The following is a 15,534-nucleotide window of genomic DNA, read 5'->3' as shown; positions in this document are numbered from 1 at the left end:
TCCCCCGCGTGCCTGTCAGCCTCGGCTCGGGCGACTGCGGCGACTGTGTGTCAGCGATCGGTGACAACCCGCAGTCGTCGGCAAGAGGGGCACAGGCATGACCAACAGGTACGGGAGCGTCATGGCCGCGATGGCCGGCGTGGCGGTGCTGGCCACCGCGTCGGTCGCGACCGCGACGGCCGCCCAGGAGGCACGGCCGGCGCGGGCAGCGGCCTCGTGCGGGGCCGGCATCGACCCCAACACCCACATCCCGAGCGGACGCAGGCACACCGGGCCCGCGGTGCGCATCGGCGGCGCCACGGTCCAGGTCCGCTACGGCAACGCGAGGACCGGGGCGCCGTACTACGTCTGGGCGGTGATCTCCGGGGCGCGCCGCGGGGACACGGTCTCGCTGGAGTGGGACGTCGACCACGGGTCCTGGGCGGACTTCGGCGTGTGCTCGGGGACCGTGCACACGGGGGGCAAGCAGAACACCCGCGCGGTCAAGTACGTGCACGGCAGGGGCTGGCACCTGGAGGCGCAGGCCTGCGGTCGGCACGCGGGGCGCCGACTGTGCACCGCGTACTGGCCCTGACGGCGCCGGTCAGCCGGCCGGCTCCTGCTGCGGGAGCCGGGCCAGTGCGTGCACCGCCGCCTCCGCGAGGGCGGGGTGGGCGAGGGCCTCGGTCAGGACGCGCCGGGCGCGGCCGTCGCCGAGGGCGCCGAGGCCCTCCACGCAGGCGAGGGCGACCCGCCGGTAGGGGTCGTGCGGGCGCAGCCGCCGCTCCAGGGTGGTGATCAGGGCGGGCACGGACTCGGGGGCGCGCAGGGCGACGAGGAGCCGTACCGGGTGCAGGGCGTAGGCGACGCGGAGTTCGTTGGTGGCGAGGGCGGCGGCCGCGCGGGCCGTGCGCGGGTCGCCGAGCCGGGCCAGGGCGTGCGCGGCGGCGGCGCAGCGCGGCGGGTCGCGGTGGTTGAGCAGGAGCACCAGGGACTCGAAGGCGCGCCGGTCGCCGGCCCGGCCGAGCCGGAACGCGGCCAACTCCCGCGCCCACAGCGGCTGTCCGGGTGCGGTGAGGACCTCCACCAGCTCGTCCGGGTCGCCGGTGGCGAGCAGCCGGTCGAAGGCGGCCGTGCCGCCCGACTCCTGCCGTAAGCGTTCCGTGAGCGATCGCAACTCTTCGTCCACGCCATCAGCGTAGGCGTCTCGACCGGGCCGCGGGAGGCACCTGGCACAAAGTCCCCCGCAGGGGGTGGCGCGCTCGTTACCCACCGGTTAAGCTCATACGAGCGAGCAACCCTCTCGCACCCGCTGGCGACGGTCTGGTGACGCGGCCGTCGCGGGCATCGGTCGGTTCGGTACCCGTGTGCGCTCTGTGCGCCAAGTACCGCCCGTACGACCCGGCTTCGGGACAGAGCCGGTCGGAACCACCGCCGCCGCCGGGCGTCTCGAACGCCCGCCGGACGGCACCGGGCGTGTGCGCTCGATGGCCCGGCAACACCCGCACTCCTTTCCGCACCGTGGTGCGCCCCCGGCGCACCCGGCGCGTTCCTCGTCGTCACCCTCATTTCTGGAGTCCCGCGATGGCCACTCCCCTGTCCCACACCCCTCCGTCCACGCTCGCGAAGATCGCCGTCGTCGGCCTCGGCACCATGGGCACCGGCATCACCGAGGTCCTGGTGAAGGCCGGCCGCCAGGTGGTCGGCATCGACGTCGGCGAGGCCCAGGCCGCGCGGGCGCTGGCCGCCCTGGAGGCCTCCACCGCCCGCGCGGTGGAGCGCGGCCGGATCACCGGGGCCGAGCGCGCCGAGGCCCTGTCCCGGGTGCGCGTCACCACCGACCTGACCGCCGCGGCCGACGCCGACCTGGTGATCGAGGTGGCCCCGGAGTCGTACGAGGTCAAGCACCAGATCTTCCGCGAACTGGACGGCATCGTCCGCCCGGACACCATCCTCGCCACCGGCACCAACGCGCTGTCCGTGACCCGGCTGGCCGCCGACTCGGCCCGTCCCGAGCGCGTGCTCGGGCTGCACTTCTTCAACCCGGCCCCGGCGATGAAGCTGGTGGAGATCGTCTCCTCGGTGCTGACCGCGCCGCAGGTCGTCGCCGCCGTCACGGACCTCGCCCTCGAACTCGGCAAGGAACCGGTCGCGGTCGGCGACCGGCCCGGCTTCGTCGCGGACGGACTGCTGTTCGGCTACCTCAACCAGGCGGCCGCGATGTACGAGGCCCGCTACGCCTCCCGGGAGGACATCGACGCGGCGATGCGGCTGGGCTGCGGCCTGCCGATGGGCCCGCTCGCGCTGCTCGACCTGATCGGCGTGGACACCGCGCGGACGGTCCTGGAGGCCATGTACGCCGAGTCCCACGACCGGCTGCACGCCCCGGCCCCGATTCTCAAGCAGCTCAGCGAGGCGGGCCTGACCGGCCGCAAGTCCGGGCGCGGCTTCTACACCTACGCGGCGCCGGGCAGCGCCACCGTGGTGCCGGACGCGCTGAACCCCGGCGGCCGACGGCGCCCGCGCCGCGGGCCGCGAGGTCCGCTCGGTCGGCGTCGCCGGCTCCGGCACCATGGCCTCCGGCATCGCCGAGGTCTTCGCCAAGGCGGGCTACGGCGTCGTCCTGGCCGCGCGCAGCGAGGAGAAGGCCCGGGCGGCCAAGGCCCGGATCGGCACGTCGCTGGCCCGGTCCGTGGACAAGGGCCGGCTGACCGCCGAGGCCGCCGCCGAGACCCTGGACCGGATCACCCCGGCCGGCTCCTACGACGCCTTCGCGGACGTCGACCTGGCCGTCGAGGCCATCGCCGAGGACCTGGAGGTCAAGCGGCAGCTGTTCCAGACCCTGGACAAGGTCTGCAAGCCCGGCGCGGTGCTCGCCACCACCACCTCCTCGCTGCCGGTCGTCGCCTGCGCCCGCGCCACCTCGCGCCCGCAGGACGTGATCGGCATGCACTTCTTCAACCCGGCCCCGGCCATGAAGCTGGTCGAGGTGGTGCGCACGGTGCTGACCGCCGACGACGTGCACGCCACCGTCCGCGAGGTCTGCGCGAGGATCCGCAAGCACCCGGTGGACTGCGGCGACCGGGCCGGGTTCATCGTCAACGCGCTGCTGTTCCCGTATCTCAACAACGCGATCAAGATGGTGCAGGAGCACTACGCGTCGCTGGACGACATCGACGCGGCCATGCGGCTGGGCGGCGGCTACCCGATGGGTCCGTTCGAACTGCTCGACGTGGTCGGCCTGGACGTCTCGCTGGCCATCGAGAAGGTGCTGCACCGCGAGTTCCGCGAGCCCGGGCTCGCCCCGGCCCCGCTCCTGGAGCACCTGGTGGCCGCCGGCTGCCTGGGCCGCAAGACCGGCCGCGGCTTCCGCGAGTATGCCCGCCGCTGACGGCGCCGGCGACGGGTCCCGCGCGCGGACGGACTGGGGCGGGCTGCTCGATCCCCGCGCGGGGTGCCCGCCCGGTCCGCCGGGGCCGCGGGTGGGATACGGGACCGCGGCGCACCACACCGGGTCCATGCAGTACGTTCGGGTCATGTCCCAGCCCGCCAAGTCCTCACGTACACCAGCTACGCCCGATGTGCCGGAGAGTGCCGCAGGCAGCCGCGCCGCCGCCCAGCGGCTCAAGATGCGCCGGGAACTGGCGGCCGCAGCGATGGAGCTGTTCGCGACCAAGGGGTACGAGGCCACCACCGTCGACGAGATCGCGGCCGCGGCCGGCGTCGCCCGCCGTACCTTCTTCCGCCACTTCCGCTCCAAGGAGGAGGCGATCTTCCCGGACCACGACGACACCCTGGTCCGCGCCGAGGCGGTGCTCAACGCCGCTCCGGCGCACGAGCACCCGCTCGACACGGTGTGCCGTGGCATCAAGGAAGTCATGCGGATGTACGCGGCGCAGCCGGAGATCTCGGTGGCCCGCTACCGGCTCACCCGCGAGGTGCCCACCCTGCGCGAGGCCGAGATCGCCTCGGTGGCCCGTTACGAGCGGCTGTTCACCCGTTATCTGCTCGGCCACTTCGACGAGCGCGCGCACGCCGACGACGCCAACGACGACCCGCTGCTGGCCGAGGTCGCCGCCTCCGCGGTCGTCACCGCCCACAACCACGTGCTGCGGCGCTGGCTGCGGGCGGACGGCCAGGGCGATGTGGAGGCACAACTGGACCACGCCTTCGCGATCGTCCGCCGGACCTTCGGCACCGGCATCGGCGCGGGGCGGGGCACGACCGCCCGGCCGGCCGCGAGCGCCCCGGCGGCCGTCTCGGCGCACGGCGAGGTGCTCGTCACCGTCGCCCGCACCGACGCCCCGCTGGACGAGGTCATGCGCACCATCGAGGAGGCGCTGAAGGAGCGCTGAGCACGCTCCCCCGCTGTGATGACGGCCACCCTTCGGGGTGGCCGTTTTGGCATGTCAGAGCCCGTTTTCCGGCGGATTTCCGAGGCCGTTCGATCGATCATCGCTCATTTGTTACGTAAAGATTTCATCTGAGAGGAAGTTCTGGCACTCAGTGCCTTGTCACCTGACACGCGGTGTCATACGTTGAAGAGGTCCGGGCGGCCGGCGAGCGAGGACCGATCGCTCTTCGGCTGTCCCAGCGGGCCTTCGGTCCGCGCGCCCGGACGCCTGCGTCACAGGCAACCTCCCGCGCCACAAAGCGCTGCCGAAGCACCATCCGCCGAACCGACGGCACCCCGAAAACCCTCAGCAGCACAGCACCGACGATCCCTCAAGCGCCCCTCCCTCAGGGCGCTCACCGCCGGAGGCAACACCGTGACCGTGAAGGACATCCTGGACGCGATCCAGTCGAAGGACGCGACGTCCGCGGACTTCGCCGCCCTGCCGCTCCCCGAGTCGTACCGGGCGATCACCGTCCACAAGGACGAGACGGAGATGTTCGCGGGGCTCGAGACCCGCGACAAGGACCCGCGCAAGTCGATCCACCTGGACGACGTTCCCGTGCCCGAACTCGGGCCGGGCGAGGCCCTGGTGGCCGTCATGGCCTCCTCGGTCAACTACAACTCGGTGTGGACCTCGATCTTCGAGCCGCTGTCCACGTTCGGGTTCCTGGAGCGCTACGGCCGCACCAACGAGCTGGCCAAGCGGCACGACCTGCCGTACCACATCATCGGCTCCGACCTCGCGGGCGTCGTCCTGCGCACCGGCCCCGGGGTCAACGCCTGGAAGCCCGGTGACGAGGTCGTCGCCCACTGCCTCTCGGTGGAGCTGGAGTCCTCCGACGGGCACAACGACACGATGCTCGACCCCGAGCAGCGCATCTGGGGCTTCGAGACCAACTTCGGCGGCCTCGCCGAGATCGCGCTCGTCAAGTCCAACCAGCTGATGCCGAAGCCGGGTCACCTCAGCTGGGAGGAGGCCGCCGCCCCCGGACTGGTCAACTCCACCGCGTACCGGCAGCTGGTGTCCCGCAACGGCGCCGGCATGAAGCAGGGCGACAACGTCCTCATCTGGGGCGCGAGCGGCGGACTCGGCTCCTACGCCACGCAGTTCGCGCTGGCCGGCGGCGCCAACCCGATCTGTGTCGTCTCCAGCGAGCAGAAGGCGGACATCTGCCGGTCGATGGGCGCCGAGTCGATCATCGACCGCAGCGCCGAGGGCTACAGGTTCTGGAAGGACGAGCGGACCCAGGACCCCAAGGAGTGGAAGCGCTTCGGCAAGCGCATCCGCGAACTCACCGGCGGCGAGGACATCGACATCGTCTTCGAGCACCCCGGCCGCGAGACCTTCGGCGCCAGCGTCTACGTCACCCGCAAGGGCGGCACCATCACCACCTGTGCCTCGACCTCGGGCTACATGCACGAGTACGACAACCGCTACCTGTGGATGTCCCTGAAGCGGATCATCGGCTCGCACTTCGCCAACTACCGCGAGGCGTGGGAGGCCAACCGCCTCATCGCCAAGGGCAAGATCCACCCGACTCTGTCGAAGGTGTACTCCCTGGAGGACACCGGCCAGGCCGCCTACGACGTCCACCGCAATCTGCACCAGGGCAAGGTCGGGGTGCTCTGCCTCGCCCCCGAGGAAGGCCTCGGCGTGCGCGACGAGGAGATGCGCGCGCGGCACATCGACGCCATCAACCGCTTCCGGAACAGCTGAGAGCCGCAGATGTCAGAGCGTCAGGCCGCGCCTGGGACACAGGCGAAGAAGAAGGACCGTCCGTGGCTCATGCGGACGTACGCCGGCCACTCCACGGCCGAGGCGTCCAACGAGCTGTACCGGCGCAACCTCGCCAAGGGCCAGACCGGTCTGTCGGTGGCGTTCGACCTGCCGACGCAGACCGGCTACGACCCCGACCACATCCTCGCCCGCGGCGAGGTGGGCCGGGTCGGCGTGCCGGTCTCGCACCTCGGTGACATGCGCCGGCTGTTCCAGGACATCCCCCTGGAGCAGATGAACACCTCGATGACGATCAACGCCACCGCCATGTGGCTGCTGGCGCTCTACCAGGTCGTCGCCGAGGAGCAGGGCGCGGACATCACCAAGCTCCAGGGCACCACCCAGAACGACATCGTCAAGGAGTACCTGTCCCGCGGCACCCACGTCTTCCCGCCGGGACCCTCGCTCCGCCTGACGACGGACATGATCGCGTACACGGTCTCCCACATCCCGAAGTGGAACCCGATCAACATCTGCAGCTACCACCTGCAGGAGGCCGGGGCCACGCCGGTGCAGGAGATCGCGTACGCGATGTCCACCGCGATCGCCGTGCTGGACGCCGTGCGCGACGGCGGCCAGGTGCCGCAGGAGCGGATGGGCGACGTGGTCGCCCGGATCTCCTTCTTCGTCAACGCGGGCGTGCGCTTCGTCGAGGAGATGTGCAAGATGCGGGCGTTCGGCCGCATCTGGGACAAGCTCACCCGCGAGCGCTACGGCATCGAGGACCCCAAGCAGCGTCGGTTCCGCTACGGCGTCCAGGTCAACTCCCTGGGGCTGACCGAGGCGCAGCCGGAGAACAACGTCCAGCGGATCGTGCTGGAGATGCTGGCGGTGACGCTGTCCAAGGACGCCCGCGCGCGGGCCGTCCAGCTGCCGGCCTGGAACGAGGCGCTGGGCCTGCCCCGCCCCTGGGACCAGCAGTGGTCGCTGCGCATCCAGCAGGTGCTCGCCTACGAGAGCGACCTGCTGGAGTACGAGGACATCTTCGAGGGCTCGAAGGTGATCGAGGCCAAGGTGGACCAGCTGGTCTCCGACGCCCTCGCGGAGATGGACCGGATCCAGGAGATGGGCGGCGCGATGGCCGCCGTCGAGTCCGGCTATCTGAAGTCGCAGCTGGTCGCCTCGCATGCCGAGCGGCGGGCCCGGATCGAGTCCGGCGAGGAGAAGATCGTCGGCGTCAACGCCTTCGAGGGCACCGAGCCCAACCCGCTCACGGCCGATCTGGACACCGCGATCCAGACGGTGGACCCGGCGGTCGAGGCCCGCGTCGTCGCCTCGCTGCGGCACTGGCGGGACACCCGCTACCAGCCGCCCTTCAACCACCCCCGCCCCTGCAAGGCGCTGGAGCGGCTGAAGGAGGCGGCCCGCGGCACCGAGAACCTGATGGAGGCCACCCTGGAGTGCGCCCGCGCCGGGGTGACCACCGGCGAGTGGGCGGGGGCGCTGCGCGAGGTGTTCGGCGAGTACCGGGCCCCCACCGGGGTCTCCTCCGCGCCGGTCGCCGTCCCCGCGGAAGCCGGGTCGGCGCTCGCCGAGGTCCGCGCCAAGGTGGACGCCACCGCCCGCGACCTGGGCGTCGGCAAGCTGCGTTTCCTGGTCGGCAAGCCGGGCCTGGACGGGCACTCCAACGGCGCCGAGCAGATCGCCGTCCGGGCCCGCGACGCCGGCTTCGAGGTGGTGTACCAGGGCATCCGGCTCACCCCCGAGCAGATCGTGGACGCGGCCCTCGCGGAGGACGTGCACGCGGTCGGCCTGTCGATCCTGTCCGGCTCGCACGCCCGGCTGGTCCCGGACGTGCTGCGGCGCCTGCGTGTGGCCGGTGCCACAGATATACCGGTGATCGCAGGTGGCATCATCCCGAACGGTGACGCCGAGCAGCTGAAGGAAGCCGGAGTGGCCGCCGTCTTCACCCCGAAGGACTTCGACATCACCGGGATCATCGGCCGCATCGTCGACGAGATCCGCACCGCGAACAAGCTCGACCCCCTGGAGGTCCCCGCATGACCACCCCCGTGAACCGCCTTCGCCCGCGGCGTTCGTGCCTGGCCGTTCCCGGCTCGAACCCGCGCTTCCTGGAGAAGGCGCAGGGCCTCCCCGCGGACCAGGTCTTCCTGGACCTGGAGGACGCGTGCGCCCCGCTCGCCAAGCCCGAGGCGCGGCACACCATCGTCAAGTTCCTCAACGAGGGCGACTGGACGGGCAAGACGCGGGTGGTCCGCGTCAACGACTGGACGACCGAGTGGACGTACCGCGACGTCGTCACGGTGGTCGAGGGCGCCGGACCGAACCTCGACTGCATCATGCTGCCGAAGGTGCAGAACGCCGAGCAGATCGTGGCGCTCGACCTGCTGCTGACCCAGATCGAGAAGACGATGGGCTTCGAGGTCGGCCGGATCGGCATCGAGGCGCAGATCGAGAACGCGCAGGGCCTGAACAACGTCAACGCGATCGCGCAGGCCTCCCCGCGCATCGAGACCATCATCTTCGGCCCCGCCGACTTCATGGCCTCCATCAACATGAAGTCCCTCGTCGTGGGCGAGCAGCCGCCCGGCTACCCGGCCGACGCCTACCACTACATCCTGATGAAGATCCTGATGGCCGCCCGCGCCAACGACCTCCAGGCGATCGACGGCCCCTACCTCCAGATCCGCAACGTCGACGGCTTCCGCGAGGTCGCCGGCCGCGCCGCCGCCCTCGGCTTCGACGGCAAATGGGTGCTGCACCCGGGCCAGGTCGACGCCGCCAACGAGGTGTTCTCGCCCTCCCAGGAGGACTACGACCACGCCGAGCTGATCCTGGACGCGTACGACTACTACACGTCCGAGGCGGGCGGCAAGAAGGGCTCCGCGATGCTCGGCGACGAGATGATCGACGAGGCCAGCCGCAAGATGGCCCTGGTCATCTCCGGCAAGGGACGCGCCGCCGGCATGCGGCGCACCACCAAGTTCGAGATCCCGGAGGGCTGAGCGCCATGCAGTTCGGACGCACCTACGAGGAGTTCGAGATCGGGGCGACGTACAAGCACTGGCCGGGCAAGACGGTCACGGAGTACGACGACCACCTGTTCTGCCTCCTCACCATGAACCACCACCCGCTCCACATGGACGCGAACTATGCGGAGAGGACGACGGACTTCGGCAGGAACGTCGTCGTCGGGAACTACGTCTACTCCCTCCTGCTCGGCATGTCCGTGCCGGACGTCTCCGGCAAGGCGATCGCCAACCTGGAGATCGAGTCCCTCAGGCACGTGGCGCCGACCTTCCACGGCGACACGATCTACGGCGAGACGACCGTGCTGGACAAGTGGCCGTCGAAGTCGAAGGACGACCGCGGCATCGTCCACGTCGAGACCAAGGGCTACAAGCAGGACGGCACCCTGGTGTGCGTCTTCCGCCGCAAGGTCATGGTGCCCACCGAGACGTACATCAAGGAGCGCGGCGGCGAGCAGCCGGGCCGCCCGGAGCTGAAGCAGCAGGAGAAGTAGAGATGGCCCGTCTCGCCCAGACCGCCGGTCTGACCGACGTCCAGCAGGAGATCGTCTCCACGGTCCGTGACTTTGTCGACAAGGAGATCATCCCGGTCGCCACGGAGCTGGAGCACCGCGACGAGTACCCCCAGCAGATCGTGGACGGCCTCAAGGAACTGGGCCTGTTCGGTCTGATGATCCCCGAGGAGTACGGGGGCCTGGGCGAGTCGCTGCTCACCTACGCGCTGTGCGTGGAGGAGATCGCCCGCGGCTGGATGTCGGTGTCCGGCATCATCAACACCCACTTCATCGTGGCGTACATGCTCAAGCAGCACGGCACGCAGGAGCAGAAGGACCACTTCCTGCCGCGGATGGCGGCCGGTGACATCCGGGGCGCCTTCTCGATGTCGGAGCCGGCGCTGGGCTCCGACGTGTCGGCGATCAGCTCCAAGGCGGTCAGGGACGGCGACGAGTACGTCCTGACCGGCCAGAAGATGTGGCTCACCAACGGCGGCACGTCGTCCCTCGTGGCCGTGCTGGTGCGCAGCGACGAGGGCCACCCGGAGGGCACGGCCCCGCACAAGTCCATGACGACCTTCCTGGTGGAGAAGGAGCCGGGCTTCGGCGAGGTCCGCCCGGGGCTGACCATCCCCGGCAAGATCGAGAAGATGGGCTACAAGGGCGTCGACACCACCGAGCTGATCATGGACGGGCTGCGGGTACCGGCCGATCGGGTGCTCGGCGGTGTCACCGGCCGAGGTTTTTACCAAATGATGGACGGCGTGGAGGTCGGCCGGGTCAATGTCGCGGCCCGCGGCTGCGGCGTCGCCCAGCGCGCCTTCGAGCTGGGGGTGAGCTACGCCCAGCAGCGGCACACCTTCGGCAAGCCGATCGCCCAGCACCAGGCCATCCAGTTCAAGCTGGCCGAGATGGCGACCAAGGTCGAGGCCGCCCATGCGATGATGGTCAACGCGGCACGCAAAAAGGACTCCGGGCAGCGTAACGACCTGGAGGCCGGGATGGCGAAGTACCTCGCCTCCGAGTACTGCAAGGAGGTCGTCGAGGACGCCTTCCGGATCCACGGCGGCTACGGCTTCTCCAAGGAGTACGAGATCGAGCGCCTGTACCGCGAGGCGCCGATGCTGCTCATCGGTGAAGGTACCGCCGAGATCCAGAAAATGATCATCGGCCGCAGGTTGCTCGAAGAGTATCGATTCCAGGGCTGATTGTCCGGGTACGGGGTGTTTTCTTCGAGGGGAAGATCACACCCCGTAGACGTTGTTCAGCCGCTCTTCGGCCGCCGACTCGGCTTCCTGGCTTGCCCAGTTGCGGCCCGCGACCGGTACGATCCCCGGAAAAGCCGCCGTCCCCCGTCTTGCGCGGCATCATCCGCTACGAAGGTCATCCATGCCCCACAGCCAAACCTCTGCATCTCGCGACAGCCGGGCCGGCGTACGCCTCGCGCGCGGAGCATCGCCGTGGCTTCTTCCGACCGTCGCCACCGCAGCCCTCAGCCTGGCCCGCGCCCGCCGCTCCGGCGCCGCCCGCGCCGTCGCCGTGCCCGCCACCGCGCTCGCGGCGGGCATGCTGTGGTTCTTCCGCGACCCCGAGCGCGAGATCACCCAGGGCCGGGTCATCTCCCCCGCCGACGGCGTGGTGCAGAGCATCATGCCGTGGAAGGACGGCCGCACCCGCGTCGCCATCTTCATGAGCCCGCTCAATGTTCATGTCAATCGCGCGCCGCTCGCGGGCACGGTGACATCGGTCGAGCACATCCCCGGCGGCTTCGTTCCGGCGTTCAACAAGGAGAGCGAGAACAACGAGCGCGTAGTCTGGCATTTCGACACCGAACTCGGCGACATCGAGATGATCCAGATCGCCGGCGCGGTGGCCCGCCGCATCGTGCCCTACATCCCCGAGGGCACGAAGGTCGAGCAGGGCGACCGAATCGGTCTGATCCGCTTCGGCTCGCGTGTCGACCTCTACCTGCCCGAGGGCGTGGAGGTCGCGGTCGAGGTCGGACAGAAGACCGTGGCTGGGGTGACTCGCATTGACCGTGATTGATCCAGAGACCCAGGCGAACTGGGTGCCCGAGGCCGACGAGGTGGACGAAGAGGAGGAGATGCCCCTCTCGCTCCGCCTGTCAATAGCGGACACCCTCACGCTCGGCAACGCCACGTGCGGGTTCATGGCGGTGTACTTCACCACCACCGGCATCCTCATCCCGCACCTCACCGGAGGCCAGGAGTCCGGCATGGCCCGCCACAGCGCGGCCACGGCGGTCATCCTGATGCTCTGCGCGGCGGTGTTCGACCTCTTCGACGGGCTGGTGGCGCGCAAGCTGCGCTCCTCCCCCATGGGCGCGGAGCTGGACAACCTCTCCGACCTGATCAGCTTCGGGCTGGCGCCCGCGTACTTCGTGCTCGTCTACGGCATGGTCGCGGACGACGCGCACCAGCGGGTGGCGGCGCTCGGGGCGATCGTGGTGCTGCTGGCCGTGGTGCTGCGGCTCGCGCGCTTCTCGTGCGTGACGATGAAGGACGGCGTGTTCCAGGGCATGCCCTCGCCGTTCGGCGCGCTGACGGTCGTCTCGATCGTGCTGCTGGAGCTGCCGTTCGTGGCGACGCTGCTGGCGATCGTGGGCACCGCGTGGCTGATGGTGAGCCGGGTGGAGTACCCGAAGCCGCGGGGCCGCCTCGCCGGGGCGATGCTGTCCTGGATCGTGCTGTCGATGGGGCTGCTGGCCGCCTGGGCCTTCGACGCCCCGTCCGGGCAGCTGCTGCTCCAGACGGGCTGTGCGCTCCAGCTGGTCATGGGCGCGGTGATCCCGCTGTTCGCCACGGCGCGCCGGGTGAACAACTTCCGCGACAACCGGCGGGAGGCGCGCGCCGCGCAGCTGCCGTGAGGGCGTCGTGACCGAGGGCCCCGAACCCAGGGTTGGCTGGGTTCGGGGCCCTTTCCCTGTGCCCGGCGCCCGGGCGCGGCGCCCTCGGGCGGTCAGCGCAGGAAGTCCTCGGCGATACGGGAGGCGACGCGTTCCAGGATCGGGCCCGCGTCCGCGACGCACCGGGCGACATCGGGCTCGACGGACGTCAGGGGGTAGGCCCGGCCGATCCCGGCCCCCCGCAGCAGCGGCTCGGACAGGGCGAGCCGGCCGCACACCGCCACGACCTCCTTGCCGGCGGCCCGCGCCGCCGCCGCCACCCCCGCGGGCGCCTTGCCGTGCAGGGTCTGCTCGTCCAGCGACCCCTCACCGGTGATCACCAGCGACGCCCGCTCCAGCGCCGGCGCGAAGCCGAGGACATCCAGCATGACCTCGATCCCGGGCCGGAACCGCGCGCCGAGCAGCAGCGCGCCGTACCCGATCCCGCCCGCGGCCCCCGCGCCCGGCGCCGCCGCGTACGTCGCCGCCCGCGCCCCGACCTCGGCCTCCAGCACCTTCGCGTAGTGCCCGAGAGCCGCGTCCAGGGCCCGCACCTGCGCCGGTGAGGCCCCCTTCTGCGGGCCGTACACCGCGGGCGCGCCCTTCGGCCCGGTCAGCGGATTGTCGACATCGCTGGCCAGCACCAGCTCCACCGAGGACAGCCGGGGGTCGAGGCCGGACAGGTCGGCGCGGGCCAGCCCGGCGAGGCCACCGCCCCCGGGCGGCACCGGAACGCCGTCCCCGTCCAGGAACCGCGCCCCCAGCGCCGCGAGCATCCCGGCGCCGCCGTCGGTGGTGGCGCTGCCGCCGACGCCGAACACGATCGTCCGGGCGCCCGCGTCCAGCGCGGCCCGCAGCAGCTCGCCGGAGCCGTACGTGGAGGCGGTCAGCGGCGCGAAGACGCCGGCCGGCAGCCGCTGGAGGCCGCTGGCCTCGGCCATCTCCACCACCGCGGTGCCGTCGCGCAGCGCGAACGCGGCCGTCACCGACTCGCCCAGCGGCCCGGCGACCCGCACCTCACGGCGTTCGAAACCGGCCGCGACCGCTGCGGCCACGGTACCGTCGCCGCCGTCGGCCACGGGCAGCGCCTCCACCGGCAGATCCGGCACGACCCGGCGCAGCCCGGCCGTCACCCGCTCGGCGACCTGCACGGCCGTCAGCGAGCCCTTGAACTTGTCAGCGGCGACGAGGACCCGCCGGGTCCCGTCCACTGCAGCGTCCGCCACTTGCCATCCCCTTGCTCTCCGGGCCCCGCGCACGTCGGGGCCAGTCGCGCCGCTGTGACCTTAACCTCGCCGGGCCGCCGCCGTCATGCCCCTGCCCACGGGCCGAACAGGGCCGGGAAAAACGGGTAGGCGCCAGCCATGAGCTGCGACCACCGCGCACCCACCGGTCTCGCCGACCGGATCCACGGCGGCTGGCTGGGCCGGATCGCGGGCAACATGCTCGGCAAACCGGTCGAACAGGGCGAGGTGTGGACCCGCGAGCGCATCGACGGATATCTGCGCCGGGCCGGCGCGCTGCCGCTGACCGACTACCTGCCCGAGCCCGCCGACGAGGCCGACGCCGCCGCGCTGCGCCCGGAGTGGCGCGCCTGCGTGCGCGGCCGGATCCACGGCAGCTGCCGCGACGACGACGTGGACTACACCGTCCTCGGACTGCACCTGCTGGAGACGCGCGGCTTCGGCTTCAGCACCGAGGACGTCGGCGAGCTGTGGCTGCTGCGGCTCCCCTACCTCCAGACCTTCACGGCGGAGCGGGCGGCGTACCGCAATCTCGCGAGCGGACTGCGGCCGCCGCTGACGGCGACGTACGACAACCCGTACCAGGAGTGGATCGGCGCCCTCATCCGCGCCGACGTCTTCGGCTGGACCTGCCCCGGCGATCCCGTCCGCGCCGCCGGTCTGGCCCGCCGTGACGCCGTGCTGTCCCACACCGGCAACGGGGTCTACGGCGCCATGTGGGCGGCGGCGCTGATCGCGGCCGCGTTCACCGCGCCGACCGTGCGGGCCGCGCTGGACACCGCGCTCGGTGTGATCCCGGGGAGCAGCCGCCTAGCCCGTGCCGTGCGGCGCGTCATGTCGCTGCACGAGACCGGTCTCGGATGGGCGGACACCGTCGCGACCGCGACCGGGGAGAGTGCCGGGGGCTGGATCCACACCGTGCCGAACGCGGCCGTGCTCACCGCCGGGCTGCTGTACGGCGACGACGACTTCACCCGTACCCTCGCGCTCACCGTGCGCGGCGGTCTGGACACCGACTCCAACGGGGCGACGGCGGGCTCGGTGGCCGGGGTGCGCACCGGGGCCGCCGCCCTGCCGGGCCGGTGGAAGGACCCCCTCGAAGACACGGTCCGCAGCGCGGTCTTCGGTTTCGACGGGGCGCGGATCAGTGCGCTGGCCGAACGCACCGTGCGCCTGGCGACGGCCGGTTCACCGGGGCCGCCGCTGGTTACCCTTCCCTCATGACGACCACGACTGCCGACTACGCCGCGTACATCGCCGGTCTGCCCCGGGTGCTCGCCGGGGCCGCCGCGCTCTTCCGGGACGCTGAGGGGCGCGTGCTGCTGGTCGAGCCCAACTACCGTGCGGGCTGGGCACTTCCCGGCGGCACCGTCGAGTCCGACGACGGGGAGACGCCCCGTCAGGGCGCGCGCCGGGAGACCCTGGAGGAGATCGGTCTGGACCGGCCGCTCGGGCGGCTGCTGGCCGTGGACTGGGTGCCGGGCACGCACCGGCCGCCGCTGGTGGCGTACGTATACGACGGCGGGGTCCTCACGGAGGACGAGCTGAAGTCGATCCGGTTGCAGGAGGAGGAGCTGCTGTCCTGGCGGCTGGTGCCGCGCGAGGAGCTGACCGCCCATCTGCCCGGCGCGCTCGGCCGCCGGGTCCTGGCCGCCCTCGACGTCCTCGCCGACGGCTCGGGCCCGGCGGAGCTGGAGGACGGCCACCGCGCCGCCTAGACGGGCCGTCCACCGCCCGCTCCGGTACCGC

Annotated in this window: 13 protein-coding genes and 1 pseudogene; 12 read left to right on the top strand and 2 right to left on the bottom strand. The window is 71.5% G+C overall.

The genetic code is table 11. The features are described 5' to 3' along the window. The first annotated feature begins 97 nt into the window (after nucleotides 1–97). A complete protein-coding gene (locus ACSP97_RS28980; protein ID WP_355152172.1) occupies nucleotides 98–574 on the top strand; it encodes a hypothetical protein in 477 nt (158 codons plus the stop codon). Nucleotides 575–583: 9 nt separating this feature from the next. Here ACSP97_RS28980 and ACSP97_RS28975 read toward each other — a convergent pair whose 3' ends face one another. Then, complete coding sequence (locus ACSP97_RS28975) at nucleotides 584–1,168, bottom strand: adenylosuccinate lyase (RefSeq protein WP_440554985.1); 585 nt, start codon at nucleotides 1,166–1,168, stop codon at nucleotides 584–586. A gap of 395 nt (nucleotides 1,169–1,563) precedes the next feature. On the opposite strand from ACSP97_RS28975, the pseudogene ACSP97_RS28970 reads away from it, so the two are divergent. The 9 genes and pseudogenes from ACSP97_RS28970 to pssA all read left to right on the top strand — a co-directional run bounded on the left by ACSP97_RS28970 (nucleotide 1,564) and on the right by pssA (nucleotide 12,523). Next, a pseudogene (locus ACSP97_RS28970) lies at nucleotides 1,564–3,370 on the top strand (3-hydroxyacyl-CoA dehydrogenase family protein). A gap of 145 nt (nucleotides 3,371–3,515) precedes the next feature. Next, a complete protein-coding gene (locus ACSP97_RS28965; RefSeq protein WP_440554983.1) occupies nucleotides 3,516–4,334 on the top strand; it encodes a TetR family transcriptional regulator in 819 nt (272 codons plus the stop codon). 420 nt (nucleotides 4,335–4,754) lie between these two features. Then, on the top strand, nucleotides 4,755–6,092 hold the full coding sequence (gene ccrA, locus ACSP97_RS28960; protein WP_355152192.1) for a crotonyl-CoA carboxylase/reductase: 1,338 nt from the start codon (nucleotides 4,755–4,757) through the stop codon (nucleotides 6,090–6,092). Nucleotides 6,093–6,101: 9 nt separating this feature from the next. Beyond that, on the top strand, nucleotides 6,102–8,156 hold the full coding sequence (locus ACSP97_RS28955; protein WP_358269547.1) for a protein meaA: 2,055 nt from the start codon (nucleotides 6,102–6,104) through the stop codon (nucleotides 8,154–8,156). Beyond that, nucleotides 8,153–9,118: an HpcH/HpaI aldolase/citrate lyase family protein gene (locus tag ACSP97_RS28950; RefSeq protein WP_355152167.1), complete on the top strand. Its 966-nt coding sequence runs from the start codon at nucleotides 8,153–8,155 to the stop codon at nucleotides 9,116–9,118. The genes ACSP97_RS28955 and ACSP97_RS28950 overlap by 4 nt, the downstream gene beginning before the upstream one ends. A 5-nt stretch (nucleotides 9,119–9,123) precedes the next feature. Further along, nucleotides 9,124–9,636, top strand: coding sequence for a MaoC family dehydratase (locus ACSP97_RS28945; RefSeq protein ID WP_355152166.1), 513 nt, complete (start codon nucleotides 9,124–9,126; stop codon nucleotides 9,634–9,636). Between the two features lie 2 nt (nucleotides 9,637–9,638). Continuing rightward, nucleotides 9,639–10,844 (top strand): acyl-CoA dehydrogenase family protein, encoded by a 1,206-nt coding sequence (locus tag ACSP97_RS28940; protein WP_146466209.1) that lies wholly within the window; start codon nucleotides 9,639–9,641, stop codon nucleotides 10,842–10,844. A gap of 181 nt (nucleotides 10,845–11,025) precedes the next feature. After that, a complete protein-coding gene (locus ACSP97_RS28935) occupies nucleotides 11,026–11,682 on the top strand; it encodes a phosphatidylserine decarboxylase (RefSeq protein ID WP_440554980.1) in 657 nt (218 codons plus the stop codon). A gap of 22 nt (nucleotides 11,683–11,704) precedes the next feature. Next, nucleotides 11,705–12,523 (top strand): CDP-diacylglycerol--serine O-phosphatidyltransferase, encoded by an 819-nt coding sequence (pssA, locus tag ACSP97_RS28930; protein WP_355152191.1) that lies wholly within the window; start codon nucleotides 11,705–11,707, stop codon nucleotides 12,521–12,523. 92 nt (nucleotides 12,524–12,615) lie between these two features. Here the strand turns inward: pssA and ACSP97_RS28925 are convergent, their stop codons facing one another. Beyond that, entirely contained in the window at nucleotides 12,616–13,752 is a 1,137-nt protein-coding gene (locus ACSP97_RS28925) for a glycerate kinase (RefSeq protein WP_440558493.1), read from the bottom strand. Between the two features lie 153 nt (nucleotides 13,753–13,905). Here ACSP97_RS28925 and ACSP97_RS28920 point away from each other — a divergent pair, with 153 nt between their 5' ends. Together ACSP97_RS28920 and ACSP97_RS28915 are read left to right on the top strand one after the other, a co-directional pair. After that, entirely contained in the window at nucleotides 13,906–15,009 is a 1,104-nt protein-coding gene (locus ACSP97_RS28920) for an ADP-ribosylglycohydrolase family protein (RefSeq protein WP_388294218.1), read from the top strand. Further along, complete coding sequence (locus ACSP97_RS28915) at nucleotides 15,006–15,503, top strand: NUDIX hydrolase (RefSeq protein WP_355152163.1); 498 nt, start codon at nucleotides 15,006–15,008, stop codon at nucleotides 15,501–15,503. The genes ACSP97_RS28920 and ACSP97_RS28915 overlap by 4 nt, the downstream gene beginning before the upstream one ends. Nucleotides 15,504–15,534 lie beyond the last annotated feature (31 nt).

Source organism: Streptomyces sp. SCPE 10, from assembly GCF_051980735.1.
In the GTDB taxonomy this organism is placed as follows: domain Bacteria; phylum Actinomycetota; class Actinomycetes; order Streptomycetales; family Streptomycetaceae; genus Streptomyces; species Streptomyces misionensis.
This window is presented reverse-complemented; position numbering and strand designations above follow the sequence as displayed.